This is a genomic window from Marinobacter sp. ST-43 (genome assembly GCF_030541085.1).
Classification (GTDB): Bacteria; Pseudomonadota; Gammaproteobacteria; order Pseudomonadales; family Oleiphilaceae; genus Marinobacter; species Marinobacter nauticus.
Genome location: NZ_JASSVO010000022.1, coordinates 1 through 26,328 on the forward strand (window position 1 = coordinate 1; position 26,328 = coordinate 26,328).

Consider the following 26,328-nt stretch of genomic DNA (forward strand, 5'->3'; position numbering starts at 1 on the left):
ACTTATTCAAAACGGCCGCTTTACGTTCTTCGGAATAACGTGGCATGAATGCTCCCATGCCGCCCCGACTAGTGAAATTCAGGCTAAATCGCCAACTGGACAACTAGGCTGACAGAGGGGGCTATGACCCGAATAGTGAATACTTTAAGAAAAAGAATGGGGTAGTAAAGGGGATGGAGTAAATATATTTAACAATCACAGTCACAGCGACGTCTGCTACATTGCGGCTTTGCCTTCATTTCGCAGCCGCGCGTGCTGTGGGCGTTGTAGGTGTCCACAAATGATCAGAGTTCTACTTTTATTGTTTGCAGTTGCATATTTAAGTGCGTGCGGAACTGAAGAGGCAGATCGAGGAGAGAAAACGGAATACTTTGAATTCCCCTCGAAAGCGGAAAGTTCGAAAAATGTAGAGCTTACTCTAAGGCCAGTTAATTTAAAGCTAGAGATTCCGAAGAGCCATATTGAGAGTATTGCCCATCCCTACAAGCCTTGGGCTCAAGAAATTTGGGATCAGGTAAATATTGAAGCTCTGATTCCAGGTCTAATTTTCAAAAACCACGAAAATTATAATGATTTTAATGAAGAAAATTTGGATAGACTTTTGAGAATTAGAATAGGTATGTTGTCGAGTGATCAGTCTTTTGAGTTGATAACGCTAAATGGCGATTACGAAGAATTTAGCTATTTAGAAGAATATAATTTGAGGTCATATGTCAATATAAGAAATTATGGAGCGGAAAGCCAGAAGCTAGTGCAAGACAGGGGGCCGGACGTATTTATCGTAGATGAGCCTCACATGGTGACACCCTCTGGAAACCCAATCGTTATCAATTGTCGTATCGGTCGATGCTATGTGAGTGTGGTGATTCTATCGTTTCAGTTTCCTGAAGACGACCGGAAAGATTTTGGTGGAGTTAATGGCATCAGAATAGAATACGATTACCATAAAAAATATTTAAAGGAATGGGAGAGGATGCATGACTTCGTACTGTCAACTATTAACGCATATATCCAATATCCCAGTATAGAACTATAACAAGTCAATGTTGACGGACAGTTTCTCCGTGGCTTCACCACTCCAAAACTGCCGCAAATTTCAGCGTCATGTTTCTCTCAGAGCAGGCTCAAGTCCAAGGTGATCGACAAAAGGGATAAAGTCGCTATCTAGAAACAGCAGTGGTAGCTCTTTCTCTATGCAGAAGGTCGCGATGATCACGTCGGCAGTCTTTCGGATTGTGACGCCCTTTTTGCGGAGTGTCCGATAGTTGTCAGCGCAAACAACTGCCATGTCTTTGCCAAACATTTCATACTGTTCCAGCGAGAGCAGGCTTTGTTTGGTCTGACGATAGTGTTTGTCGTTGCGGATGCCTTGTAGGATTTCCAGAAATATGAGGTCGCCGATAGCGATGGATCCGTGGATTATTGAGGCATCCAACAGGTCAGTGTGCGGGTTCTTGACGCCGTTGAAATAGTCGATCCAGACGCTGGTATCAACCAATATCATCCGGCGCTCCGCATTTCATCCAGGTCGCCTTCCCACTTGATTTTGCCTCGCAGCTTTCGAATTTCCTGCTGCTTGCTAAGCTGGACCAGAAGTTTCAGGCCTTGCTCAACGGCTTCTTTTTTGGTTTTGTAGCCGGAGGCTTTGAGGGCTTCGGCCATCAACTGATCGTCAATGACAATGTTCGTTCTCATGGTGCACCTATGTGTATGGTTGTCAATTTATATACACAATCTAGCACTTCAAGGAATACATAACAATCGGCTGCACAGCGACCAGTTTTCCGCTGCTTCGCAGCTCCAAACCGGCGCGTGAGCCGGGCGTTACCCCTAGTCTGAATATTCGCTTCGCGAACGTCCACATCCCCGGCAAGACTCATCAAAAGCGAACACTCCCCCCGCTGCAATATGAGCCAATTTCCCACTGCTCTGAAAAACCTACGTCCAGTCTGTCTCGATATCAATGATTTGAGCCACACCCCAGATGTCGGCCATGAAATCGCAGATGCTGCTCGATAAAGCTCGAGATAAAGAAGTAGCTGTGGTCGTAGCCCTCCCGGAAATTGAGCTCCAGCGGGTAATTGCTGGTGCTGGCTGCGGCCGCAAGCGCCTCTGGCCGAAGTTGATCAGTCAGAAAGTTATCCGCGTCCCCCTGGTCGACCAGTGCCGGTACGAACTGTGTTGCATCCCGCATCAGCAGGCTGGCGTCGTATTCGGCCCAACGCGAGCTGTCTTTGCCCAGGTAGGCAGTAAAGGCCTTTTTGCCCCATGGGCAGTTTACCGGGTTGCTGATCGGGCTGAAGGCCGACACGGACTGGTACCGCGCCGGGTTGCGCAGAGCCAGAACCAGGGCGCCATGACCACCCATTGAATGGCCCGCAATCGAGCGTTGATTCGTTACCGGGAAAACAGATTCGATCAGTGCAGGCAGCTCATTGAGAGCATAGTCGTACATGCGGTAGTGGGGATGCCATGGGCTTTCGGTCGCGTTTACATAGAAGCCCGCCCCCTGGCCAAGATCGTAGCTTTCATCGTCGGCAACGTGATCGCCCCGGGGGCTGGTATCCGGTGCCACGATGGCCATGCCCAGTTCTGCAGCCGCGCGATGGGCGCCGGCTTTCTGCATGAAGTTTTCGTCTGTGCAGGTGAGGCCGGAAAGCCAGTAAAGCACCGGCACTTTCTGTCCGTTGGCAACCTGCGGTGGCAGGTAGATGGCGAAGCGCATAGCGCAGCCAAGGCTTTCGGACGGATGGCTGTACTGTTTGTGCCAGCCGCCAAAACTTTTGTTACTGCTCAGGTTTTCAAGGGTCATTGGACACTCCGTTGCGGGGCGGCCCGCCGAAGTGGCGGGCCGCCCTCACCATCACTTGTCGAAATGGATAACGCTGCGAATGCTCTTGCCTTCGTGCATCAACTCAAAGGCTTCGTTGATGTCATCGAGGCCCATGGTGTGGGTGATGAAATCATTCAGCTTGAACTCCCCTTGCATGTAGCGTTCAACAATGCCAGGTAGCTCGGAACGGCCTTTGACCCCGCCGAAGGCGGATCCTCTCCAGACGCGACCGGTAACGAGCTGGAACGGGCGGGTGGAAATTTCCTGGCCTGCCCCGGCGACGCCAATAATGACCGACTCGCCCCATCCCTTGTGGCAACATTCCAGTGCGGACCGCATGACATCGACGTTGCCTATGCATTCGAAGGAATAGTCCACGCCACCGTCAGTCAGTTCAACGATCACTTCCTGAATCGGCTTATCGTAGTCTTTGGGGTTGATGCAGTCAGTTGCGCCCAACTGCCGGGCGAGATCGAACTTGCTGTCATTGATATCGATGCCGATGATTCGACTCGCCTTGGCCATGGTTGCACCAATAATCGCGGAGAGGCCGATGCCGCCGAGACCGAAAATAGCCACCGTAGCGCCTTCTTCTACCTTGGCAGTGTTCATGACCGCGCCCATGCCGGTGGTTACGCCGCAGCCCAGCAGGCACACCTCTTCCAGCGGGGCTTCCTTGTTGACCTTCGCCAGCGAAATCTCCGGCAGAACGGTGTACTCGGAGAAGGTCGAGCAGCCCATGTAGTGATAGATTGGCTGGCCGTCCTTGTAGAAGCGGCTGGTGCCATCGGGCATCAGCCCCTTGCCCTGGGTTTCGCGGATTTTCCCGCACAGGTTGGTTTTGCCGGACAGGCAGAATTTGCACTCGCCACATTCGGGGGTATACAAAGGAATCACATGATCGCCGACGGCAACACTGGTAACGCCTTCACCAATAGCCTCTACAATGCCGCCCCCTTCATGGCCAAGGATTGCTGGAAAGTTGCCCTCGGGATCCTCACCCGAGAGGGTAAACGCATCGGTGTGGCATACACCGGTTGCGATCACTTTTATCCGTACTTCCCCTGCTTTCGGGGGCATCACGTCCACCTCTTCAACCGACAGTGGCTGACCCGGGCCCCAGGCAATTGCTGCTTTTGATTTGATTATCTCAGCCATAACGTTCTCCATTGATTATTCAGGAAGGGCGGGATGCCCAAACGAAGGCCATATTGTATTTATGGCTCTTTGATTGATAATCGCTGTTTTTATCAAATCACCTTTACGTGTGTGCAATAATCGGGTGGTGCAACGCAAAAAGGGAAAACCATGTATCGCTGGGAAGGGGTAAACGAGTTTGTGGCGGTTGCTGAAACCGAGAGTTTCACGCGTGCCGCGAAGCGACTGGATGTGTCGACGGCACAGGTCAGCCGTCAGGTCAGTGCCCTGGAGGCCCGCTTATCGACGCGGTTGTTCTACCGCACCACACGCCGGGTGTCGGTAACCGAGGCCGGACAGATCTTTTACCAGCACTGCCGGCAGGTACTTGATGCCCTGGAGCAGGCGGAACGCTCTATTACCAACATGCAGCTGGTCCCGCGAGGCAGGCTGAGGCTGACTGCGCCGGTGACCTATGGAGAGAAATCCATTGCGCCGCTGGTCAATGACTTCGTTTTGCGATACCCCGAACTCGACGTGGACATGAAGCTTACCAACCAGACACTGGATCTGGTCGCTGAGGGGTACGATCTTGCCGTGCGCATGGGAAAGCTGCAGGATTCGACCTTGATGGCCCGGCGTCTCGCATCCCGAACCCTATACGTGTGTGCCTCGCCCGATTATCTCGCCACGCACGGCACGCCTCACTCGTTGTCCGAACTGGCGAACCACAACTGCCTGCTGGGAAACCTGGATTACTGGCGCTTCCAGGAATTGGGCCAGCCGCGCAACGTGCGGGTAACGGGGAACATCCGCTGCGACAGTGGCAGGGCCCTGCTTGATGCCGCCCTCAAGGGGATTGGCATTGTTCAGCTTCCGGATTACTACGTTCAGAGCGCACTGGATTCCAGGCTGTTGATTCCGGTGCTGACCCGTTATCAGGAAGACGATGACGGTATCTGGGCGGTGTATCCCCATAACCGTCATCTGTCGCCGAAGATAAGGCTGCTGCTGGATTTTCTTTCGGAATCCCTGAAACCTGGCGGTTCTCCGCCGGACGCAGCAAACGCGGATTATTAAGCAATGAACCGATAGGATTGTGTATTCAAAGAACGGCGCTTTGCGACCGTAGCTCCCGTCTGTACCTCCTCAAGCCAGCCTGAATTCCAAAGAGTGTCAGGAGCACCGACCAAGCTGTCGGCCACACTTCAGCGCCAACGGCCGGCCAAACTGTGGGTTCAAGAACACTTTTGTTATACTCGCCGGATTCGACAATAAACCGGGTCATGGAATGGGCCGAACACGATGATGACCAAAAAGGATCTTCCCCTCCGTCAGTTGCTGAAACTGCGCAATTCCTGGATCGCCTGGGTGGTATTCCTGGTGTCTGTGGTTGCGACGGTATTGCTTTGGCAGGTCTCCATCCGGCTGGTTGAAGATCGCACCGAGGCCCGATTCCGAACTCAGTCCCTGCAGCTTAAGACCGCGATTGAAGAACGCCTGCTCAATTACGAACAGGTTCTTGCCGGCAGTGCCGGTCTGTTTGCTGTCACCGGTAAAGTCACACGCGATCAGTGGAAAGAGTACGTCGACAACGTCGATATCAATCGTTATTACCCCGGCATTGAGGGTATCGGCTACGTTGAGCGTATTGGTGTCCGCGAAATGGCCGATCACATTGCCTCGGTTCGGGCGGAGGGGCTTTACAATTATCTGGTCAAACCGCTGGGTACCGGGCCCTACTACTATCCCATGGTTTATCTGGAGCCGGGCACCGAGCGTAATCGCAAGGCGCTGGGTTATGACGCTTTCAGTGACCCCATACACCGTACTGCCATGGAACAGGCCAGGGATGACGCTATCCCGACGGTTACCGGCAAGGTTGTGCTGGTGCAGGAGTCTGTGGCCGAGGATCAGGCTGGTTTTCTGATGTACTACCCGGTGTTCCAGGGCGGCGAGATTCCGGAGATCAGGGCCGAGCGCCGCATGATGCTGGCCGGGTACGTGTTCAGTGCCTTCCGGATGAACAACCTGATCGACGGTATTGTTGGCCTGATATCGCCATTTCTGGATGTGCGCATCTACGACAGCGGGGTGGTGGCACGAGATACCCTGATGTATGGCTCCAATCTCGGTTCGCTGGACAACGAATTCAGCTTTGAAATGAGCCAGACCATCAGACACGGTGGCCGGGAGTGGCTGCTGCAGACCCGTTCCACGCCAGCCTTTGATTATCTCGCCGCCGACCCACGCCCCCCGATTGTTCTCGGCTCTGGCCTGGCCATCAGTTTGCTGCTCTGGCTGTTCGTGCTGGCCCTGATTCGCTCCCGGCTGATTGCCCAGGTCAGCGCCGGCCGTTATCGCGCCATCACTGAGGGCGCAGCCAACGTCACCCTGGTCATGGATCGTCGTGGGCGCCCGCTTTATGCCAGCCCGTCCAGTCGTGACATCCTGGGATTCGATCCGGACAAGGTGGAAGCCCTGGAATTCGAGAAGCTGGTGCACATGGATGACTGGTCGCACCTGCAAAGAGGTTTTGAAGAGTCCATGGCCTCACCGGGCAAACAGATGCCGGTGGTGCGTGCCCGGGTGCGTGATGCCGATGGCCAGTGGCGTGATATGGAAGGCACCTTCACCGCGATGCTCTCGGTGCCTGGCGTCAACGGTGTGGTTCTGAGCCTTCGGGATCTTACCCAGCTAAAGGCAGCTCAGTCCGAACTGCACCGACTGGCGTTCTATGATCCGCTGACCGGACTCGCCAACCGGCAGCTGTTCCGGGATCGGTTGAATCACGTGGTTCGTCGCAGCCGCCGAAGTGGCGAGGCGGCAGCCCTGATGTTCCTTGATCTGGACGGTTTCAAACGAATCAACGATACCCTGGGGCACGATGCCGGTGACGAACTCCTGCGTCAGGTCGCACAATGGCTGGAAGGCTGTGTCCGTGAGGAAGATTCCGTGGCCCGGCTCGGTGGCGACGAATTTGTGGTGTTGTTGTCCCGGATCAGTGGCTCCGAAGCCGCCGGCAAAGTGGCGGAAAACATATTGCGGCGCCTGTGCCAGCGTATTCGACTGAACGACCATGAAGTAGGTGTGACCGTCAGCATCGGGATCACCATGATCCCTCACGACAGTGAGGATGCAGGCGCTCTGATGAAATATGCCGACCTGGCCATGTATCGCGCCAAGGAGCTGGGGCGCAACACGTATCAGTTCTTCACGCCGGCCATGAACATCCAGGCCGCCCGTCGCTTGCTGCAGCAGGAAGAGCTGGCCACGGCACTCGATGGCGACCGGTTTGTTCTGCACTACCAGCCAAAAGTGGATCTGGCCACTCAGCGGGTGATCGGTGTGGAGGCTTTCCTGCGCTGGCATCATCCGGAAAAAGGTCTGGTCTCGGCCCAGCAGTTCATCACCCTGGCAGAAGAAACCGGGTTGATCATCCGCCTGGGCGAGCTGGCCCTGCGGCAAGCCTGTATCCAGGTCCAGGCGCTTGAGCGGGCCGGGTTCGAGTCGCTGAAGATGGCGGTGAACTTCTCGGTGCGTCAGCTGACGGACTCCGGCTTCCTGGACATGATCCGGCGGGTGATTACCGAGACGGGAGTCTCTCCCGAGCGGCTGGAGCTGGAAATGCCGGCGGAGTTGCTCAATGAAGACCCGAGAATGTTGCGGGAATTGCTGGTGTCGCTGAACGACCTGGGCGTGTGCCTGATTCTGGATGATTTCGGTACCGGCTCCTGCTCACTGGTGGCGCTGCAGCAGTTGCCGCTGGATGTGATCAAGATTGATCATCGCTTCATTCGCGACATTCCCTATAACGTCAGTGCCACCGATGTGGCGTCGGCGGTGATCGCCCTGGCTCACAAGCTGCACCTGACGGTGGTGGCGGAAGGGGTGGAAACGCTGCAGCAGCTGACGTTCTTGAAATCCGCCGGTTGCGCCCAGTGCCAGGGCAATCTGTTCAGCTATCCGCTGGACGAAGATGCCCTGATCGGATTCCTGATCCGGCAGTACGAGAAGCCGCTTATTTCCTGATCATGGCAATGGCGGCCTGTAACCGGTAAAATCACGCCGTTCCCGGATCCCGGTAGCGGCCCCTCCGGGCTCAATCCTACGTCTTATATGAGTAATCATTGTCTGTGACTGAACTGAGCCGAATCCGTAACTTTTCCATTATTGCCCACATCGACCACGGTAAATCCACGTTGGCGGATCGTTTTATCCAGATCTGCGGTGGCCTGACTGACCGTGAAATGGCCGAACAGGTCCTGGACTCCATGGATCTGGAGCGGGAACGCGGGATCACCATCAAGGCCCAGAGCGTCACGCTCAACTACAAGGCAAAGGATGGGGAAATCTACAAACTGAATTTCATCGATACCCCGGGCCACGTGGATTTCTCCTACGAGGTGTCCCGCTCACTGTATGCCTGTGAAGGGGCGCTGCTGGTGGTGGATGCTGGCCAGGGTGTGGAAGCCCAGTCGGTGGCCAACTGTTACACCGCTATCGAACAGGGCCTGGAGGTGGTGCCGGTCCTGAACAAGATGGACCTGCCCCAGGCCGAGCCCGACCGGGTTGCGGCGGAGATTGAGGACATTATCGGCATTGATGCTTCCGATGCCGTGCGCTGCAGTGCCAAAAGCGGACTGGGTGTTGAGGATGTGCTCGAGGATCTGATCAAGAAGATTCCGCCTCCCAAAGGCGATCGCAGTGCGCCTTTGCAGGCGCTGATTATTGATTCGTGGTTTGATAACTACCTGGGCGTGGTGTCACTGGTGCGGGTGACCGAAGGTGTGCTGCGCAAGGGCGACAAAATCATCATCAAGTCCACCAAGAAAGCCTGGAACGCCGACAAGGTCGGTGTCTTCAATCCCAAGCCCACCGACACTGATGTGCTTGAAGCGGGTGACGTCGGTTTCGTTGTTGCGGGAATCAAGGATATCCACGGTGCGCCGGTGGGTGACACCATCGTGCACCAGAAGTTTGCGGAAGAAACCCCGATGCTGCCGGGGTTCAAGAAAGTGAAACCCCAGGTTTACGCCGGTCTGTTCCCGGTCAGCGCCGATGATTATGACGATTTCCGGGATGCCCTGGAAAAGCTTACCCTCAACGACGCCTCGCTGTTCTTTGAGCCTGAGAACTCTGACGCCCTGGGCTTTGGCTTCCGCTGTGGTTTCCTGGGCATGCTGCACATGGAAATCATCCAGGAGCGGCTGGAGCGAGAGTACGATCTGGATCTGATTACCACGGCGCCGACGGTAATCTATGAAGTGGTCACCAAGCAGGGTGAGACTCTGTCGGTGGACAACCCATCACGGCTTCCGGATATTGGTTCCATCGAAGAAATGCGTGAGCCCATTGTCGAGGCCAACATCCTGGTACCCCAGGAGCACCTCGGTAATGTCATTGCCCTGTGTGAAGAAAAGCGCGGTGTGCAGAAGAACATGCACTTCATGTCCACACAGGTACAGCTCACCTACGAGCTGCCGATGGCGGAAGTGGTGATGGACTTCTTTGACCGGATCAAATCGGCCAGCCGCGGCTTTGCATCACTGGATTACCACTTTGTCCGTTTCCAGAGTGCCAACCTGGTTCGCCTGGATGTGCTGATCAACGGGGATCGTGTCGACGCCCTGGCGCTGATTGTGCACCGGGATCTGTCCCACCGCAAAGGGCGCCAGTTGATCGAGAAGATGAAAGAGCTGATCCCGCGTCAGATGTTTGATATTGCCATTCAGGCTGCCATTGGTACCCAGGTGGTCTCCCGGGTAACGGTCAAGGCCCTGCGCAAGAACGTAACGGCGAAGTGTTACGGTGGCGACGTCAGCCGCAAAAAGAAACTGCTTCAGAAGCAGAAGGAAGGTAAAAAACGCATGAAGCAGCTGGGTAATGTCGAGGTGCCTCAGGAAGCGTTTCTTGCTGTATTGAAAGTGGATAACTAAAAAGGCACCTGGATGGACATTGATTTTCCACTGGTACTGGTGGTTCTGACTTTCGTGACCGGAGCGGTCTGGCTGGCGGACATCGCGTTCCTGAGAAAGCGTCGGCTTGCCGGCGCAGAGCAGGGTGGCCAGGTAGACGAATCAGCCGATGAGTTCGAGGACCGGGAACCCTGGCTGGTGGATATCAGCCGCTCATTTTTCCCCGTGCTGGCGGTAGTCCTGGTGCTTCGGTCGTTCCTGATCGAGCCGTTCCAGATCCCCTCAGGCTCCATGTTGCCGACCCTAGAAGTGGGGGATTTTATCCTGGTCAACAAGTACGCCTATGGCCTGCGCCTGCCGGTGGCCGGTACCAAGATTGTTGAGATCGCCGATCCGGAGCGGGGTGATGTCATGGTGTTCCGCTATCCTGAGGATGGCACCACCAATTACATCAAGCGGGTTGTCGGCCTGCCGGGCGATCATATTCGTTACCGCAACAAGCAACTGTTCATCAATGATGAGCCGGTTCCCCGGGATTTCGTTGCGCGCTTGCCCCCCATGGAACGCTGGCGGGAACAGTTGGGTGAGGTTGAACATGATCTGTACCTGACCATGGGGCGGGTGAGCGGTTCCGGTGAGGGAGAATGGGTTGTTCCTGAAGGCCATTACTTTGTCATGGGCGATAACCGCGACAACAGTAACGACAGCCGTTTCTGGGGCACGGTGCCGGATGAGATGGTGGTGGGCAAGGCCTTTGCCATCTGGATGCACTGGAAATCACTGACAAGTCTGCCATCTTTTGATCGGGTGGGTGGCATCCAATAATTCTGATGGTTCCGGAGTATAAGACGATGAGAAGATACTATCCCGCAGGCCTGAACACGCAGCAGGGCGGCGCTTTGACGATGATGATCATGGCTCTGTTCTTTGGTGGCCTGCTGACTCTGGCGATCAAGATCGGGCCGGCCTACCTGGATGACTTTACCATCCAGGAAGCTCTGGAAAGCCTGGATGGTACCGACGGCCTGTCACAGATGGGGCCGGCACAGGTGCGCAGCCTGATTAACAAGCGCCTGAGTGTGAATAACGTTGACGGTTTTGATCCAAAGAACATCTCCGTTGAAAAAAATGGCGAACTGGTCGTGATCAAGGTGGATTACGAGGTTCGCAATAACATCTTCCGGAACGTGGACACCGTTGTGCACTTCCAGCACGAGTATGAGTTTCAGGGCCAGTGAGTTCACAACCAGACCTAGACCAACTTCAGCGCCGCATTGGCTACCAGTTCAAGGAACCGGAGCGGCTTCTGCTGGCGCTGACCCATCGCAGTTTTGGCAACCAGAATAACGAACGTCTTGAATTTCTGGGCGATTCTATCGTGAACATGGTGATCGCCGAGTATCTGTATCTTCATTTCGAGAAGGCCCGGGAAGGGCAGTTGAGCCGGCTTCGGGCCCGTATGGTCAAGGGGGTTACCCTCGCGGAGATCGGTCGTGAATTTCAGTTGGGCCAGTATCTGAGGCTCGGTTCGGGAGAGCTGAAAAGTGGTGGCTTCCGCCGTGAGTCCATTCTCGCCGATGCCGTGGAATCCATTATCGGGGCCATTTATCTGGACAGCGACTTTCATACCTGTCGGGCTCAGGTGTTACGCTGGTTTGAACAGCGCTTGGCAAACCTGGATATTCAGGACACACAGAAAGATCCGAAAACCCGGTTGCAGGAGTACCTGCAGTCCAGGCAATTTCCGTTGCCTCGCTATGAAGTGATTTCCGTTGACGGCGAGGCCCACAACCAGACTTTCCATGTCTCCTGCGCCTTGCCCTCGCTGGACCGTAAAACCACAGGCACTGGCAGTAGTCGACGTGTTGCTGAACAGCAGGCCGCCCGAAATGCACTCAAGCAACTGGGTGTGGAGAATTCCTGATGACTGATATTACCCGCCCGGAAAACCCGGAAAGCCGCTGTGGTTTCGTCGCCATTGTCGGCCGGCCGAATGTGGGCAAGTCCACACTGCTCAATCACATCCTTGGCCAGAAGCTGAGCATCACTTCGCGGAAGCCACAGACCACCAGGCATCAGGTGCTCGGTATCAAGACCGAAGGCCCGGTACAGGCCATTTATGTCGATACACCGGGCATGCATGAGGATGAGCCCCGGGCCCTGAACCGCTATATGAACAAGGCCGCCGCGTCCGCCCTGATCGACGTGGATGTGGTGGTCTTCGTGGTGGATCAGCTGGCGTGGACCAGTGCCGATGAGATGGTGCTGGAGAAGCTCAAGCGGGTAAAGTGCCCGGTTATCCTGGCGGTCAACAAAGTCGACAAGCTGGAGAAGCGGGAGCTGTTGTTGCCCCATCTGGAGGCTCTGTCTAAAAAGCGGGACTTTGCCGAGATCATTCCTCTTTCGGCACTGAAAGAGACTAATCTGGAGCCGCTGGAATCGGCTGTTGGCCGTTTCCTGCCCGAAAGTGTCCACTTCTACCCCGATGATCAGATCACAGACCGCAGTGAACGCTTTATGGCGGCCGAAATGGTCCGGGAGAAAATTACTCGCCAACTTGGCGCTGAACTGCCGTATTCCGTGGCAGTGGAGATTGAAGAGTTCAAGCACCAGGGCAATACCCTGCATGTTTCGGCACTGATTCTGGTCGAACGGGAAGGCCAGAAGAAAATCATCATTGGCGATAAGGGTGAGCGCCTGCGCAGTATCGGTCAGGAAGCCCGGGTTGATATGGAGCGGATGTTCGGGTCCAAGGTGATGCTCCGGCTCTGGGTCAAGGTCAAGCGAGGCTGGGCTGACAGCGACAGGGCTCTGAAAAGCCTGGGCATGAGCGATTTCTGAGGCCGCCATGAAGGGCGCGGTGCAGCAAGAGCCCGCTTATGTGGTCCATCGGCGACCCTGGCGCGAAACCGCCTTGCTGGTGGATCTGTTTACTCTGAATCACGGCCGCATGAGTGTGGTTGCCCGCGGCGCCAACAGCACCAGAAGCCCGCTCAAGGCCCAATTGCAGCCGTTCCAGCCGTTATTAGTGGACTGGACCGGCAAGAGCGAGCTGAAAACCCTGGTGCAGCTGGAAGTTCGCAGCGCGCCAGCGGTCAGCCAACCCCGTGCACTGTACAGTGGTTTCTACATTAATGAACTGGTTCAGCGGGTGTTACCGGTGGCCGATCCCTCCCCCGCGTTGTTTGCCAGCTATATTGAAACCCTGCAGGCCCTGGCGGATCTGTCTTCACAGGACGATGTCGAGCCTTTGCTGAGGCGTTTTGAGCGGGCGTTCGCCGCCTCGCTTGGCTACGATTTTGCCTGGGACGAAACCACGGATACCGGTATGCCTGTACAGGCGGGGGAGCTCTATGGCTACGACCCGGGCCAGGGGATCGTTTCCAATCTCTCGCCCGAGCTGCCATTGCGCCAATTGCCGGGTGAGGCATTGCTGGCACTGGCGGCCGACGATTTCATAAGTGAAGCGCCCCGTAAAACCGCCAAGCGCGTCATGCGGGTGCTGGTGGATTACCTTTTGCAGGGCAGGCCGCTGCACAGCCGTTCCCTGTTCAGTCATTCGAATCCGTCATCTGGGAGAGAATCATGAATACCCGAGTCCTGCTAGGAGTGAATATTGATCATGTGGCCACCTTGCGTCAGGCCCGCGGTACCCGTTACCCGGACCCTGTGCAGGCGGCGTTGGTGGCGGAAGAAGCCGGTGCCGATGGCATCACCATTCACCCCCGTGAGGATCGCCGGCATATCCAGGACCGGGATGTGCTGCTGTTGCGGGAAGTACTGCAGACCAAAATGAATCTGGAAATGGCGGTGACAGACGCCATGCTGGCGTTCGCCGAGCAGGTGCGCCCGGAATGTGTTTGCCTGGTGCCGGAGAAACGCGAGGAGCTCACCACCGAAGGTGGACTGGATGTGGATGGCCAGGAAGAGCGGGTGGCCAAGGCCTGTGATCGTCTGGCAAAAATCGGCGCCGAGGTTTCGTTGTTTATTGATCCGGACCCGGTACAGATCGACGCGGCGGTGCGCTGCGGAGCGCCGGTGGTGGAGTTGCATACCGGTGAATACGCCGAGGCCGGGGAACCCGAAGCGGTGGAAGCCTCATTCAAAGTGCTTGCCGATGCCGTGGCCTATGCCCGCAAGAAGGGGCTGATTGTGAATGCCGGCCATGGTCTGCACTACCACAACACCGAGCGGGTGGCCGCTATTCCGGGTATCAATGAACTGAACATCGGCCATGCGATCATCGCCCGTGCCGTCTTTACCGGCCTGAAAGATGCGGTCCGGGACATGAAGGCGATTCTTGACCGGGCCAGAGCCTGATCAACAATCAGGTGGTTTCCGGCTGGCGCTGCTGTTCCCGGAACAGTTGCTGCCAGTCGGTCTGCTCACTCCAGATCTGCAGCCGCTCCATGGCCGCAATCAGTTGATCTTTTAACAGCTCACGATCCGGAGCCTCGCACTTCAGGGCGGTCTCGAACCGGTTGGCGGCTGTGCGCAGCTCCGGAACGCCGCAGTAGCGGGTGGCCCCGTGAAGCTTATGCACGCACTCAAGCAGGGGCTCGTTGTCGCCGGTCTGCCAGAGCGCCTGAATCCGGTCGATATCGTTGTGTAACTGCTCCAGCAGCATGCTGAACAGCTCCTCCGCCAGATCGGCCTTGCCCGCCGCCAGTTGAATGCTCTCCTCTACACTGACGCAGTCCTGCTGCATCCGGCGATTTGACGGCCGCAGTGTCCGGCGGGTATCCCGTACTTCGGAGATCCGGAAGCGATCTGCGCTATTGGTGCAGTCGTAGCCGGTGTATTCGCGAATCAGTTCCACCAGTTGGCTGCTGCTGATCGGCTTGGGCATATAGCCGTCGAAGCCTTGTTGCGCCAGCCGTTCCTGTTCGTCCGCCAGAGCGTGGGCGGTCAGGGCAATAATGGGGGTGTGGTGTGAGCCGCTGTCCAGATCACGGATGCGGGCCGTGGTTTCCACGCCGTCCATACCCGGCATCTGCAGGTCCATGAACACCAGGTCAAAGGCTTTCTGACGGACCTTGGTCAATGCCTCGAATCCGCTGGAGGCGCCTTCTGCTTCCAGGCGACAGTCATTGAGCAAGGTCATTACCAGTTTCAGGTTGGCTTCGTTATCGTCCACCGCCAGAATGCGGGGCGTGCCTGAGCCGCTGTTCTGCCTCAATGGTAGCGCGGCTTCCGGCGCGCTTCGGTTGCCCGACTGAATGCCATGGATCAGCAGCAGTTCATCGTAGAGGGCGTCCCGGCAGACCGGTTTGGTCAGGTGGCCGCTGGCCAGGCCCGACAGCGGCGTGTCGTGGGTTTCCAGAGTGGGCGTCAGCAACAGGGTGCGGCAGTCGCGTTCCACTTCCAGGGAACGCACCAGGTTGCAGTACTGGCTGGAGTTGAGCAGGTGGCGGGTAATGCCGATGATGGCGCCGGCGTAGCCTTCCTGCCTCCGTTGCGCCTCTTCTATCTGTTCCTGCAGTGCTCCGGGTGAGGCAACCCGTTCAACGGCCACGCCCCAGTCCCTTAACAGGTGCTCCACCGCCAGCCCGGTGGTCTTCTGGTGTTCGAGATAGATGATCTTTTCGCCCCGGAGCGCCTCTTTGGGGCTGGAGCTGTCACCGGTTGAGGACAGTTCCGGGGTCAGGGTAAACCAGAACGTGGAACCTTTGCCCAGCTCACTTTCCAGGCCGATCTTGCCGCCCATTTCTTCCACCAGCCGTTTGGAGATGGCCAGACCCAGACCGGTACCGCCATACTGCCGGGCGGTGGAGGCATCGGCCTGGCTGAAGGCGTTAAACAGTGACTGCTGCTGGGCACGTGACAGACCAACGCCGGAATCGGTGATGCTCAGGCGCAGAGTAACCCGGTTATGCTCGGTATCTTCGTCTTCCAGACTCGCCCGTAATACCACTTCGCCGGTCTGGGTGAACTTGATGGCATTGTTTACCAGGTTGGTGATCACCTGCTTGACTCGCAGCGGATCCCCCATGATGTTGTCCGGTACATCGTTGTAGACCAGTGGCACAAGGTCCAGGTTTTTAGCGTGGGCCGCCGGTGCCAGCATGACCATCACTTCCTCCACGATATCCCGGAGCTGGAACGGCACGCGGTCCAGAATCAGTTTGCCGGCTTCGATCTTGGAGAAATCCAGAATGTCGTTAATGATGGTCAGCAGGATTTCCGAGGATTTGCGGATGGTGTTCAGGTGGTCGCGCTGCTGGCGGGGCAGTGGGCTTTTCAGCAACAGCTCGGTGAAGCCGATGATGCCGTTCAGCGGCGTCCGGATTTCATGGGACATGTTGGCCAGGAACTCGGATTTGATCCGGCTCGCTTCCAGTGCTTCCTTGCGGGCAAAGTCCAGTTCGATATTCTGGATTTCAATGGTCTCCAGGGTCTCCCGCAGGTCCTCGGTGGCCTGGTCAATGTTCTGTTGCATTTCGGCCTGGGCCTTGCTCAATTCCGAGGCCATATCATTGAGCCCCGACTCCAGCTGTTCGAACTCCGGGCCGGCACTGGTGTAAACCCGGGTGTCGAGCTTGCCTTCCTTGAGTTTGGCTACGGCTTCGTTGAGCTGGAACACCGGATCGGTAAAGGCACGGCTCAGCCGCAGCGCGATGGCAAGACTGAGCAGGACACCACCGATCACCAGCAGCAGCGAGATCAGCAGCGCCTTGTAGGTTTCCTTTTCCGTGCGGACGTGGGACATCTCTACGGCAACCCAGCCCAGCGGGGCGTGGCGCTTCGCCGCAGACTGGCGGGCGTCCGGGTCCAGCATGGTCTCGATCATCAGATCCTGAAGGTGAACCGGCGTGACAAAACGAGTGCTGCTGTCGTGGGTCACCCGGACCGGCTGGTTGGGTTCCAGCGGTGCCATCGCCACGGTTTCAGCGCTGCCCGGGCCGGTATGAAGCATGCGCTGGCCATCGCTGCCATAGAAGGTGATGGAGCGAACATCCTGTTCTTCAAGAAGTGCGTTGGAGAGGCTGCTCAGCAGGCTGCGATTGGCCGTGAACAGGCCGTATTCAGAGCCTGCGGCAAGCTGTCGGGACAGGGACTCTCCGCGATCCTTCAGCAGGTTCTCAATGTTGTTCACCCAGCTGTAGGTAAAGAATAGTCCTAACAACAGCGTGGTGAGCAGGGTGGGAACCAGAGTTACCACCAGTACTTTCTTGCGAATGCCCCAACGTCGCATACCGTGTTCCTGTAAAATTACCTTGTCCGCCGACAGGACACGCCTGCTGGTGGATACTTCCATGTCAGCATAGCTGAACGGCAATGATATAACCGTGGCCGTTATCCCGGAAACAGACAGTTATAGCCGCAGGTCATGGATATAGCGACAAGCTGTATTGGGACAAGGCGGCCATAACGCGTATGATTCGAATCCGAAAGTGTATCACAGGGTATCAATATGATTTTCCCCACCATTGAAGATTATGTCGGCCATACACCCCTGGTGCGTCTGCAGCGTCTGCCGGGAGACACCAGTAACGTCATCCTGGCAAAACTGGAGGGGAACAACCCGGCAGGTTCGGTGAAAGACCGGCCGGCTTTGAGCATGATCCAGGAGGCTGAACGCCGGGGCGAGATCAATCCCGGGGACACCCTGATTGAAGCCACCTCCGGCAATACCGGTATCGCGCTGGCCATGGCTGCGGCCATCAAGGGCTACCGAATGGTGCTGATCATGCCTGATAACCTGAGTGAGGAGCGCCGGGCCTCCATGCGTGCATACGGCGCCCAGGTGGTGAACGTTTCCCGTGAGCAGGGCATGGAAGGCGCCCGGGATCTGGCCATTCGAATGGAGGCCGAGGGCAAGGGCAAGGTTCTGGACCAGTTCAGCAATGCCGATAACCCTTCGGCCCACTATCACACCACGGGCCCGGAAATCTGGGAGCAGACCGCCGGGCGGGTTACGCACTTTGTCAGCTCCATGGGCACCACCGGCACCATCATGGGCGTGTCCCGTTACCTGAAAGAGCGCAATCCCGATATCCGTATTATCGGCCTGCAGCCAGAGGATGGGGCGTCAATTCCGGGTATTCGCCGCTGGCCGGAGGCTTACCTGCCGAAAATCTACGATGCCAGCCGGGTCGACCAGGTTCTGGATATTGGCCAGCAGGAAGCCGAGGACACCATGCGGGCACTGGCCGAGCGAGAGGGCATTTTCTGTGGTGTGTCCTCCGGCGGTGCCATTGCAGCGGCCCTGAAATTGTCCCGTGAGGTTGAAAACGCCGTGATCGTGGCCATTATCTGTGACCGCGGAGACCGTTACCTCTCCACCGGTGTGTTTCCCGGCGCCTGAGTGGCCCCTAATCAAGAGAATTCTATATGAGTAAGCGTCGCCGCAAGGTTCTGCCCAAGGAGCCTGTGCGTTGTGAAATCGAGACCCTGAGCCACGATGGCCGGGGCATTGCCCGCGCTGATGGCAAAACCCAGTTTGTTGACGGAGCCCTGCCGGGCGAAACCGTGATGGCCAAAATGGTCAGCACCCGCAGCCGGTTTGATGAACTGCGCACAACCGAAGTGCTGGAAGCAGCGCCTGACCGCCAGCAGCCGCCCTGTGAGTTTGCCGATCTTTGCGGTGGTTGCAGTCTTCAGCACATGAGCGCCGATGCCCAGATCCGGTTCAAGGAAAATACCCTGCGCGAGCATTTTGCCCACTTTGGGGGCATTGAACCGGAGCAGTGGGTGGCTCCGATGCGTTCTCCGGATAGCCTCGGCTACCGTCGCAAGGCGCGGCTGGGCGTACGTTATGTGAAGGCCCGGGAGTCGGTGCTGGTTGGTTTCCGGGAGAAACGCAACAGCTTTCTGACCGATATTGACCGCTGCGTGGTGCTGGATCCCCGGATCGGTGAGCGAATCGAGCCCCTTCGGGAGTTGCTGCATGGCATGGCGGCATTTGACCGGATTGCCCAGGTGGAAGTGGCCTGTGGCGATGATACGGCTGCCATGGTGTTCCGTAACATGGATGACCTGGTGCCGGACGACCGGGAAAAGCTGATCGCCTTTGGTCAGGCCCATGACTTGCATATCTATCTGCAGCCCAAGGGCCCGGACACCGTGCACCGGATCTGGCCGGAATCCGGCGGGCGGGACGATGAGCGTCTGACCTATCGTATGGATGAGTTTGACCTCACCATGGCCTTTCATCCTATGGACTTCACCCAGGTGAACGCCGGTATCAACCGCAATATGGTGCACCGTGCGGTCGAGTGGCTGGACGTCCAGCCGGGTGAGCGGGTGCTGGATCTGTTCTGTGGTCTGGGCAACTTTACGCTGCCACTGGCCCGCAAGGGCGGGCAGGTTGTGGGTGTGGAGGGCGACGATGCCATGGTGGTTCGCGGCCGTGAAAACGCCCGCCTGAACGATCTCTCCAATGTGGAATTCCACGGGGCAGATCTGCACGGGGATTTCACCGGGCAATCCTGGGCAAAAGAGGGGTTTGACAAGATTCTGATCGATCCGCCACGTTCAGGCGCGGAGGAGATCTGTAAGTATCTGACCGCTTTCGGTGCCAACCGCATTGTTTACGTGTCCTGCAACCCCGCTACCCTGGCGCGGGATGCCGGGGTGATGGTGCGCAACGGTTATCGGCTGGTACAGGCCGGTGTGATGGATATGTTTCCCCATACCACCCACGTTGAGTCCATTGCGTTGTTTGAGCGTAGCGCAGACTGACCGGGTTTCGGGGATACGCAATGGAACGGCCAGGATGGCCGTGAGAATAACCGAAAAACAAACGGGTAAAGCTCTGCCATGGTAAAAGTTCGGGAAGACTATTCGATCAGCGGTGACGGCGAGGTCGATATAGACCGCTGCGTGCACCACATCGCTGAACAGACTCATCTCGAGGATCCGGATCAGCTTCGGCGGGCTTGTGAGAAAGCCGCCCAGATCGCCGTTCAGGCGTTCCGGGAAGACCGCTTGTGGGCGCCCGGTGCCAGCAGTTTCCGGACCGGTCTGGAAATGGCGCAGGTTTTGGCAGAGCTGCATCTTGATCAGGCCAGCCTGGTTGCCGCCGTGCTCTATCGGGCGGTGCGGGAAGAACGGGTGCCGCTTGAAGAGGTTCGCAAGGAATTCGGCGATGAAGTGGCGGGGCTGATTAACGGCGTGCAGCAGATGGCTGCGATTTCGTCCATCCATCATCCGCTCAAGGGCAATGTCCTGGGGCAGAGCGAAGGCCAGTTGGACAATGTCCGCAAGATGCTGGTCACCATGATTGATGACGTTCGGGTGGCGCTCATCAAACTGGCAGAGCGCACCTGCGCTATCCGCGCAGTGAAAGATGCGCCGGAAGAAAAACGCATGCGCGTGGCCCGGGAAGTCTTCGACATCTATGCTCCGTTGGCGCACAGGCTCGGTATCGGCCACATCAAATGGGAGCTGGAAGATCTCTCGTTCCGCTACTTGCATGGCTCCGCGTACAAGAAAATCGCCAAGTTGCTGGATGAGAAACGGCTGGACCGTGAAAGCTACATCCGCCGGGTGATTGATACCCTGCAAACCGAGCTCAAGGCTTCCGGTATCAAGGCCGAGCTCAGCGGGCGGGCCAAGCACATCTACAGTATCTGGCGGAAGATGCGTCGTAAGGGAATCGATTTTTCCCAGGTTTACGATGTCCGTGCCGTGCGCATTCTGGTGCCGGAAGTGCGTGATTGCTATGGCGCGCTGGGGATTGTTCACACCCTGTGGCGCCACATTCCCAACGAGTTTGATGACTACATTGCCAACCCCAAGGAGAACGGTTACCAGTCGCTGCACACGGCTGTGATCGGCCCGGAAGGCAAGGTCATGGAGGTGCAGATTCGTACCCATGCCATGCATGAAGAAGCGGAGCTGGGTGTGTGTGCCCACTGGCTGTACAAGGGCACCGATACCAGGAACAAATCCACCGGCTACGACGCCAAGATCAACTGGTTGCGCCAGGTTCTGGAATGGCAGGAGGAGCTGGGTGACATTTCCGGACTGGCGGATCACCTGAAATCCGACGTGGCCTCAGACCGGGTGTATGTGTTTACGCCGGAAGGCCATGTGGTAGACCTGCCCCAGGGCGCCACGCCGGTGGATTTTGCCTACCGGGTGCATACCGAAATTGGTCATGCCTGCCGAGGTGCCAGGGTGAACAGCCGCATCGTTCCGCTGACCTACCCGCTCAAGACCGGGGATCAGGTATTTATTCTGACTTCCAATAATCCGGCTCCCAGCAGGGACTGGCTCAACCCGAGCCTGGGCTATATTCAGACGTCCAGGGCCCGAGCGAAGGTTACACACTGGTTCAAACAGCAGAACCGTGACCGCAATGTCATTGACGGCCGCGCTATTCTGGAAGATGAGTTCAAGCGCCTGTCGCTGTTTGATGTGGAGCTGGAACAACTGGCGGCCAAGGTCAACTACCACAGCATTGATGATATGTTTGCCGCCATCGGGGCGGGAGACCTGCGGCCTACTCATGTGGCCAATGTGGCTCAGCAACTGTTGGAGCCCCGGTCCGAACAGCTGGATCTTAAGCTGACCCCGAACCGGAAAAAGCCCTACGACACTGAATCCGATATCCAGATACTTGGTGTTGGCAAGCTGAAAACTCAGGTGGCCAAGTGCTGCAAGCCGCTGCCCGGCGACCCGATCGGAGGCTATATCACCGTGGGCCGCGGCGTGACCGTGCATCGCCAGGACTGCCTCACGTTCCTGAACCTGCGGGAATTTGAACCGAACCGCATCATTGAAGTGAACTGGGGCGGGCAGCCCGCGGCGGTCTATCCGGTGGATATCGAAATCGAGGCCTACGATCGATCCGGTCTGCTGCGTGATATCACCCAGGTGCTGTCTTCGTCCCGCAGTGATGTGTTGTCTCTCAACACCGTGACCAACAAAGACGAAAACACGGCCACTATGCGGGTGACGGTGGAAATCTCCAGCCTGGAGCAGTTGGCGCGGCTGCTGGCCCAGATTCGGAACCTGCCGAACATCATCGACGTAAGGCGGAAACGCGGATGAGTTACAGCATCGAAGATCTGAAACACCTGATGGCCCGGCTCCGGGATCCGGACACCGGTTGCCCCTGGGACACCAAACAGACCTTTGCCAGCATCGTGCCCCACACGATTGAAGAAGCTTACGAAGTCGCTGATGCCATCGAGCAGGAGGATTTCCCACATCTGAAAGACGAACTGGGAGATCTTCTTTTCCAGGTCATCTTCTATGCCCGCATGGGAGAAGAAGCCGGACACTTTGAGTTTGATGGTATTGTTGACCATTTGGTTCGCAAGCTGGTTCGGCGCCATCCCCACGTGTTTCCGGGGGGCACGCTGGAGAGCCGTATCGATCCGGATAATCGACCCGACGAAGCCTGGATCAAGGAAAGCTGGGAGCGCATCAAGGCCGAGGAGCGTGCTGAGAAACCGGTGGCGAATACTCCGGCCAGCCGTCTGGACGGTATTGCCCGCACCCTGCCGGCCATGGCCCGGGCGGAAAAACTGCAACGGCGTGCGGCCCGGCATGGCTTCGACTGGCCGGATATCGGCCCGGTGTTCGACAAACTTCACGAAGAGATCGATGAGCTGAAGGAAGCCTGGCAAATGGCCGAGGCCGGTACCGGAGATCTGGATGCGGTTGAGGACGAGCTGGGTGACCTGCTGTTTGTTTGCGTAAATCTGGCACGTTTCCTGAAAGTAAATCCCGAGCAGGCCCTGAAGCGAACCAATCACAAGTTTGATGCCCGGTTCCGTGCCATTGAGCGGGTGCTGGAAAAAGAAGGTCGTAATCTGGATGAAGAAACCCTGGAAGCGCTGGATGCCGTGTGGCAGAGCGTGAAAGGGGTGGAAAAGGAGTAGGGAAGCGGAACTGGAAACCGTCACCGATAGGTACAATCCGTTACCAATTTTCCGTCACCGGCCTGTCATTCTTCGTCTACACTTCCGGGAACAGTCGCACTGAAAAAGTGCGTTGTGCCATCAAACAAGATGCAGGAGTGAAGGCACCATGAAGATCAAAGATCTGGTCAAGCACTGGGATAAACACGGCCGTGGAAGACTGACCCGGGATGCCGCCTATCTGTCTTTGGCTGACCAGCATCATGACCGTTTGCAGAAGCTTGCGGCACTGTATCCGATGAAGTCCACTCAGGATCTGATGCGGGATCTGATCTCCGCCGCTCTCGACGAGCTGGAAACCAGTTTCCCCTACGTTCAGGGTGAGAAGGTTGTGGCTTACGACGAGGATGGCTTTGAAATCTATGAGGACAAAGGCCTGACGCCGCAATTCGTTGCCCTGAGCCAGAAACACATCAAGCGCCTCAAGGCCCGCCAGTTGGAGTCGGTTGCCTGACGGTTGCCAACACCCATTGCCATAGATTCTGTAACAACAACGCCGGGCTCAGCCCGGCGTTGTTGTTTGTATTACGACTTCTTCTGTTCTGCCAATCGGTCTTTCAGCGGGCCCTGGCTGATCAGGTCGTCCAGAGCGGCGGCAATCATGTCGTTCAGGATCTCACTTTCGCTCCGGTCCGGGTAGAGTTCCGCCAGGGCCGCAATCCGTGCGGCATCTTCCAGAGGCAGGCGCAGGTTGTATTCATGGCTGCGCTCCTGGGCCTGTTTTTCCTTTTCCCAATGCTGGGGCAGATCGGTCACTTTCATGTCAGCTCCTGAGCGAAGTGGTTGAATCGTCAATAGACTTTCTGCGTTGCTCCCTAGTATCGTAAGTTTAGATTGTTTCCGTCAATTCAGAAGGAACCTGCCGTGACCGAACTGCACCCGGATCTTCGAGAAAACGTACGTTTGCTGGGCGATCTGCTTGGCCAGAGCATACTCCGATTCCCCGGACAGGACTGCTACGACCGCATTGAAGAAATCCGCGCCGCCGCCAAGGCTGACCGGCGCCAGGAAAGCGGTTCCGGACAACGCCTGGTGAAGCTCCTGGGCCAGCTCAGCGATGATGAGCTGTTACCGGTGACCCGAGCCTTTAACCAGTTCCTTAATCTTGCCAACCTGGCTGAGCAGTACCATGGAATTCGTCGCAAGCAGGGGCATCCGTCAGATCTGATGGTGGAATCCCTGGGGGACGTGTTTGATCGGCTGAAGTCCGGGGGGATAGACCCGCAAGAGTTGCATCGGAAGGTTGCAGATTTACGCATAGAGTTTGTGCTCACCGCGCACCCCACCGAAGTGGCCCGGCGTACATTGATCCTCAAGTACGATGAAATGTCCGATTGCCTGTCGAGGCTGGATCATGACGACCTGATGCCCGGTGAACGGGAGGAAATTGTTGACCGGTTGTCGCTGTTGATTGCCGAGGCCTGGCATACCGACGAGATTCGGCATGAAAGGCCGACCGCCGTGGACGAGGCCAAGTGGGGCTTCGCCGTTATCGAGAACAGTCTCTGGCAGGCGCTGCCGAAATTTCTCCGTAGCCTGGACACCTCGCTGTCGGAGGCGACCGGTCAGGGGCTTCCGTTGCAGGTGTCGCCGATCCGAATTGCCTCGTGGATGGGGGGAGACCGTGATGGCAACCCCAATGTCACCCACGAAGTGACCCGAGAAGTGTTTCTGCTTGGTCGCTGGATGGCCGCAGATCTCTATCTGCGCGATATCCAGGCGCTGAGAGCAGAGCTTTCCATGTGGCAGGCAAGCGATGAATTGCGGGCCGAGGTGGGAGATTCCCGGGAGCCGTATCGCCAGGTGCTGGCCCAGTTGAGGGAACGCCTGATCAAGACCCGGGACTGGGCCGAAGCCAGCGTCAAGGGCGAGCCGGCAGACGATTCGGGCATTCTGTTCGAGAATGAGGATCTCACCGGGCCGTTGGAATTGTGCTATCGCTCCCTGATGGAGTGCGGGCTGGAAGCCATTGCCAATGGTCCGCTGCTGGATACCATTCGCCGGGCGCACACCTTCGGCCTGCCACTGATCCGACTGGATATCCGCCAGGAGGCCTCACGCCACGCCGAGGCGGTGGCAGAGATGGTGAACTACCTGGGGTTGGGTGACTATCTGTCCTGGTCGGAACAGGAGCGCCAGGCGTTTCTGGTCAAGGAACTGAAGGGGCGGCGCCCCCTGGTGCCCCGGAATTGGCAACCCTCCGAGCCGGTGCGCGAGGTGCTGGCAACCTGCGAGGTGGTCGCTGGCCAGACACCGGAAGCCCTGGGTTCCTATGTGATTTCCATGGCCAGCAAGCCCTCGGACGTTTTAAACGTGATTTTGCTGCTGCGGGAAGCGGGGATGACTTTCCCCATGCGCGTTGTGCCGCTGTTCGAAACGTTGGATGATCTCAAGGGGGCTCCCGACAGTATGGCGGCCCTGTACGAGGTGGACTGGTATCGGGAATACTGCAGCGGGCGCCAGGAAGTGATGATCGGCTATTCAGACTCCTCGAAGGATGCCGGCCAGTTGATGGCGGCCTGGGCCCAGTACCAGGCCCAGGAGAAGCTGACCGAAGTGGCCAATCGGTATGGAGTGCATCTGACTCTGTTTCATGGCCGCGGCGGCACCGTAGGCCGGGGCGGTGGTCCGGCGAATCGGGCGATTCTGTCCCAGCCGCCGGGCTCGGTGAACGGCAGCTTCCGGATTACCGAGCAGGGCGAGATGATCCGCTTTAAATTTGGTCTGCCGAGGCTGGCGGTGCAGAGTCTGACCTTGTACACCACCGCGGTGATTGAGGCGACCCTGGCGCCACCACCTGTGCCAAAGGATGAGTGGCGCGAGGTGATGGACTGGCTGACCGAGCGTTCGCTGCGGTCCTACCGTGAGGTGGTCCGTGAGAATCCGGATTTTGTGCCTTACTTCCGCCAGGTCACACCGGAAACGGCTTTGGGTAAACTTGCCCTTGGCAGCCGGCCGGCCCGGCGCAAGGCCACAGGGGGCGTTGAAAGCCTGAGAGCCATTCCGTGGATTTTTGCCTGGACCCAGATGCGGTTGATGCTGCCCAGCTGGCTGGGCAGTGATGTTGCCCTCGAAGAGGCGGCCCAGGCGGACCGCCTGTCCGAGCTGCGGGAGATGATGCAGGGCTGGCCGTTCTTCCGCACCTACGTGGATATGCTGGAAATGGTCCTCGCCAAGGCAGATTTGCGTATTGCCAGCTATTACGAGCAGACCCTGGTTGAGGACGAGCACTTGCTGGCGCTTGGCCAGAGCCTGAGGCAGCGTTTGCAGGGCTGCATTGAGCGTCTGCTGGAGCTCAAACAGCAACAGACTCTGCTGGAGCAGGAGCCGGTGTTTGCCCATTCAATGAAAGTTCGGAATCCCTACACTGATCCGCTGCACTATTTGCAGGCAGAATTGCTCAGGCGTGACCGGGAAAGCGAGGGGGCAGGAAAGGTGCCGGAAATGGTCGAGAGGGCGCTGAAGGTGACCATGGCCGGAATTTCTGCCGGTATGCGAAATACCGGTTAAGGTGCATAATAAGGCCGGGGCCGGACAGCCCCGGCCCATTTGCTTTAAGGAGTTA

General features: G+C 57.3%; 22 protein-coding genes. 16 read left to right on the forward strand and 6 right to left on the reverse strand.

The window, feature by feature from the left end:
- Positions 1–280 precede the first annotated feature (280 nt).
- Complete coding sequence (locus QPL98_RS17235; protein ID WP_303293668.1) at positions 281–1,036, forward strand: hypothetical protein; 756 nt, start codon at positions 281–283, stop codon at positions 1,034–1,036.
- 66 nt (positions 1,037–1,102) lie between these two features.
- Here the strand turns inward: QPL98_RS17235 and QPL98_RS17240 are convergent, their stop codons facing one another.
- The 4 genes from QPL98_RS17240 to QPL98_RS17255 all read right to left on the reverse strand — a co-directional run bounded on the left by QPL98_RS17240 (position 1,103) and on the right by QPL98_RS17255 (position 3,982).
- Positions 1,103–1,504: a PIN domain nuclease gene (locus QPL98_RS17240; RefSeq protein ID WP_303293669.1), complete on the reverse strand. Its 402-nt coding sequence runs from the start codon at positions 1,502–1,504 to the stop codon at positions 1,103–1,105.
- Positions 1,501–1,695: a type II toxin-antitoxin system VapB family antitoxin gene (locus QPL98_RS17245; protein WP_153741212.1), complete on the reverse strand. Its 195-nt coding sequence runs from the start codon at positions 1,693–1,695 to the stop codon at positions 1,501–1,503. The genes QPL98_RS17240 and QPL98_RS17245 overlap by 4 nt, the downstream gene beginning before the upstream one ends.
- Positions 1,696–1,960: 265 nt before the next feature.
- Positions 1,961–2,812, reverse strand: coding sequence for an S-formylglutathione hydrolase (gene fghA / locus QPL98_RS17250; protein WP_303293670.1), 852 nt, complete (start codon positions 2,810–2,812; stop codon positions 1,961–1,963).
- Between the two features lie 51 nt (positions 2,813–2,863).
- Positions 2,864–3,982 carry an S-(hydroxymethyl)glutathione dehydrogenase/class III alcohol dehydrogenase gene (locus tag QPL98_RS17255; protein WP_303293682.1) on the reverse strand — a complete coding sequence of 373 codons (1,119 nt, stop codon included), beginning with the start codon at positions 3,980–3,982 and terminating at the stop codon, positions 2,864–2,866.
- A 159-nt stretch (positions 3,983–4,141) separates the two neighbouring features.
- Here QPL98_RS17255 and QPL98_RS17260 point away from each other — a divergent pair, with 159 nt between their 5' ends.
- The 9 genes from QPL98_RS17260 (at position 4,142) to pdxJ (ending at position 14,208) form a co-directional block, all read left to right on the forward strand.
- Entirely contained in the window at positions 4,142–5,050 is a 909-nt protein-coding gene (locus QPL98_RS17260) for a LysR substrate-binding domain-containing protein (protein ID WP_121208436.1), read from the forward strand.
- A 225-nt stretch (positions 5,051–5,275) separates the two neighbouring features.
- Complete coding sequence (locus QPL98_RS17265; RefSeq protein WP_011785716.1) at positions 5,276–8,002, forward strand: EAL domain-containing protein; 2,727 nt, start codon at positions 5,276–5,278, stop codon at positions 8,000–8,002.
- A gap of 104 nt (positions 8,003–8,106) precedes the next feature.
- Positions 8,107–9,909, forward strand: a complete 1,803-nt coding sequence (gene lepA, locus QPL98_RS17270; protein WP_303293671.1) for a translation elongation factor 4 — start codon at positions 8,107–8,109, stop codon at positions 9,907–9,909.
- 12 nt (positions 9,910–9,921) lie between these two features.
- Positions 9,922–10,713 carry a signal peptidase I gene (lepB, locus tag QPL98_RS17275; protein WP_014420772.1) on the forward strand — a complete coding sequence of 264 codons (792 nt, stop codon included), beginning with the start codon at positions 9,922–9,924 and terminating at the stop codon, positions 10,711–10,713.
- A 26-nt stretch (positions 10,714–10,739) separates the two neighbouring features.
- A complete protein-coding gene (locus QPL98_RS17280; RefSeq protein ID WP_303293672.1) occupies positions 10,740–11,126 on the forward strand; it encodes a DUF4845 domain-containing protein in 387 nt (128 codons plus the stop codon).
- Positions 11,123–11,812 (forward strand): ribonuclease III, encoded by a 690-nt coding sequence (rnc, locus tag QPL98_RS17285; RefSeq protein WP_011785712.1) that lies wholly within the window; start codon positions 11,123–11,125, stop codon positions 11,810–11,812. The genes QPL98_RS17280 and rnc overlap by 4 nt, the downstream gene beginning before the upstream one ends.
- On the forward strand, positions 11,812–12,729 hold the full coding sequence (gene era, locus QPL98_RS17290; RefSeq protein WP_011785711.1) for a GTPase Era: 918 nt from the start codon (positions 11,812–11,814) through the stop codon (positions 12,727–12,729). Before rnc ends, era begins: the two co-directional genes overlap by 1 nt.
- A 7-nt stretch (positions 12,730–12,736) precedes the next feature.
- Entirely contained in the window at positions 12,737–13,477 is a 741-nt protein-coding gene (gene recO, locus QPL98_RS17295; protein ID WP_303293673.1) for a DNA repair protein RecO, read from the forward strand.
- Positions 13,474–14,208 (forward strand): pyridoxine 5'-phosphate synthase, encoded by a 735-nt coding sequence (gene pdxJ, locus QPL98_RS17300; protein WP_014420775.1) that lies wholly within the window; start codon positions 13,474–13,476, stop codon positions 14,206–14,208. Before recO ends, pdxJ begins: the two co-directional genes overlap by 4 nt.
- Positions 14,209–14,215: 7 nt before the next feature.
- Here pdxJ and QPL98_RS17305 read toward each other — a convergent pair whose 3' ends face one another.
- On the reverse strand, positions 14,216–17,083 hold the full coding sequence (locus tag QPL98_RS17305; RefSeq protein ID WP_303293674.1) for an ATP-binding protein: 2,868 nt from the start codon (positions 17,081–17,083) through the stop codon (positions 14,216–14,218).
- A gap of 219 nt (positions 17,084–17,302) precedes the next feature.
- Here QPL98_RS17305 and cysM point away from each other — a divergent pair, with 219 nt between their 5' ends.
- From cysM to QPL98_RS17330, 5 genes are all read left to right on the forward strand, one after another.
- Complete coding sequence (cysM, locus tag QPL98_RS17310; RefSeq protein WP_022990901.1) at positions 17,303–18,196, forward strand: cysteine synthase CysM; 894 nt, start codon at positions 17,303–17,305, stop codon at positions 18,194–18,196.
- Positions 18,197–18,222: 26 nt separating this feature from the next.
- Entirely contained in the window at positions 18,223–19,572 is a 1,350-nt protein-coding gene (gene rlmD / locus QPL98_RS17315) for a 23S rRNA (uracil(1939)-C(5))-methyltransferase RlmD (protein ID WP_014420778.1), read from the forward strand.
- Between the two features lie 78 nt (positions 19,573–19,650).
- Entirely contained in the window at positions 19,651–21,888 is a 2,238-nt protein-coding gene (gene relA, locus QPL98_RS17320; protein WP_022990902.1) for a GTP diphosphokinase, read from the forward strand.
- Entirely contained in the window at positions 21,885–22,724 is an 840-nt protein-coding gene (gene mazG / locus QPL98_RS17325; protein ID WP_121208441.1) for a nucleoside triphosphate pyrophosphohydrolase, read from the forward strand. Before relA ends, mazG begins: the two co-directional genes overlap by 4 nt.
- A 148-nt stretch (positions 22,725–22,872) precedes the next feature.
- Entirely contained in the window at positions 22,873–23,217 is a 345-nt protein-coding gene (locus tag QPL98_RS17330) for a hypothetical protein (protein ID WP_011785703.1), read from the forward strand.
- A gap of 71 nt (positions 23,218–23,288) precedes the next feature.
- Here the strand turns inward: QPL98_RS17330 and QPL98_RS17335 are convergent, their stop codons facing one another.
- Positions 23,289–23,525: a hypothetical protein gene (locus QPL98_RS17335; protein WP_199453796.1), complete on the reverse strand. Its 237-nt coding sequence runs from the start codon at positions 23,523–23,525 to the stop codon at positions 23,289–23,291.
- A 102-nt stretch (positions 23,526–23,627) separates the two neighbouring features.
- Here QPL98_RS17335 and ppc point away from each other — a divergent pair, with 102 nt between their 5' ends.
- Positions 23,628–26,273, forward strand: a complete 2,646-nt coding sequence (gene ppc, locus QPL98_RS17340) for a phosphoenolpyruvate carboxylase (protein WP_153741221.1) — start codon at positions 23,628–23,630, stop codon at positions 26,271–26,273.
- Positions 26,274–26,328: the final 55 nt, after the last annotated feature.

Bases quoted from the DNA above. Each gene is read 5' to 3' on its own strand.
- cysM (WP_022990901.1), top strand. From the start codon at position 17,303: ATGATTTTCCCCACCATTGAAGATTATGTCGGCCATACACCCCTGGTG.
- QPL98_RS17305 (WP_303293674.1), bottom strand. From the start codon at position 17,083: ATGCGACGTTGGGGCATTCGCAAGAAAGTACTGGTGGTAACTCTGGTT.
- recO (WP_303293673.1), top strand. From the start codon at position 12,737: ATGAAGGGCGCGGTGCAGCAAGAGCCCGCTTATGTGGTCCATCGGCGA.
- lepB (WP_014420772.1), top strand. From the start codon at position 9,922: ATGGACATTGATTTTCCACTGGTACTGGTGGTTCTGACTTTCGTGACC.
- QPL98_RS17330 (WP_011785703.1), top strand. From the start codon at position 22,873: ATGAAGATCAAAGATCTGGTCAAGCACTGGGATAAACACGGCCGTGGA.
- QPL98_RS17260 (WP_121208436.1), top strand. From the start codon at position 4,142: ATGTATCGCTGGGAAGGGGTAAACGAGTTTGTGGCGGTTGCTGAAACC.
- rlmD (WP_014420778.1), top strand. From the start codon at position 18,223: ATGAGTAAGCGTCGCCGCAAGGTTCTGCCCAAGGAGCCTGTGCGTTGT.
- era (WP_011785711.1), top strand. From the start codon at position 11,812: ATGACTGATATTACCCGCCCGGAAAACCCGGAAAGCCGCTGTGGTTTC.
- QPL98_RS17245 (WP_153741212.1), bottom strand. From the start codon at position 1,695: ATGAGAACGAACATTGTCATTGACGATCAGTTGATGGCCGAAGCCCTC.
- relA (WP_022990902.1), top strand. From the start codon at position 19,651: ATGGTAAAAGTTCGGGAAGACTATTCGATCAGCGGTGACGGCGAGGTC.
- QPL98_RS17235 (WP_303293668.1), top strand. From the start codon at position 281: ATGATCAGAGTTCTACTTTTATTGTTTGCAGTTGCATATTTAAGTGCG.
- QPL98_RS17335 (WP_199453796.1), bottom strand. From the start codon at position 23,525: ATGAAAGTGACCGATCTGCCCCAGCATTGGGAAAAGGAAAAACAGGCC.
- pdxJ (WP_014420775.1), top strand. From the start codon at position 13,474: ATGAATACCCGAGTCCTGCTAGGAGTGAATATTGATCATGTGGCCACC.
- fghA (WP_303293670.1), bottom strand. From the start codon at position 2,812: ATGACCCTTGAAAACCTGAGCAGTAACAAAAGTTTTGGCGGCTGGCAC.
- mazG (WP_121208441.1), top strand. From the start codon at position 21,885: ATGAGTTACAGCATCGAAGATCTGAAACACCTGATGGCCCGGCTCCGG.
- QPL98_RS17265 (WP_011785716.1), top strand. From the start codon at position 5,276: ATGATGACCAAAAAGGATCTTCCCCTCCGTCAGTTGCTGAAACTGCGC.
- QPL98_RS17240 (WP_303293669.1), bottom strand. From the start codon at position 1,504: ATGATATTGGTTGATACCAGCGTCTGGATCGACTATTTCAACGGCGTC.
- QPL98_RS17280 (WP_303293672.1), top strand. From the start codon at position 10,740: ATGAGAAGATACTATCCCGCAGGCCTGAACACGCAGCAGGGCGGCGCT.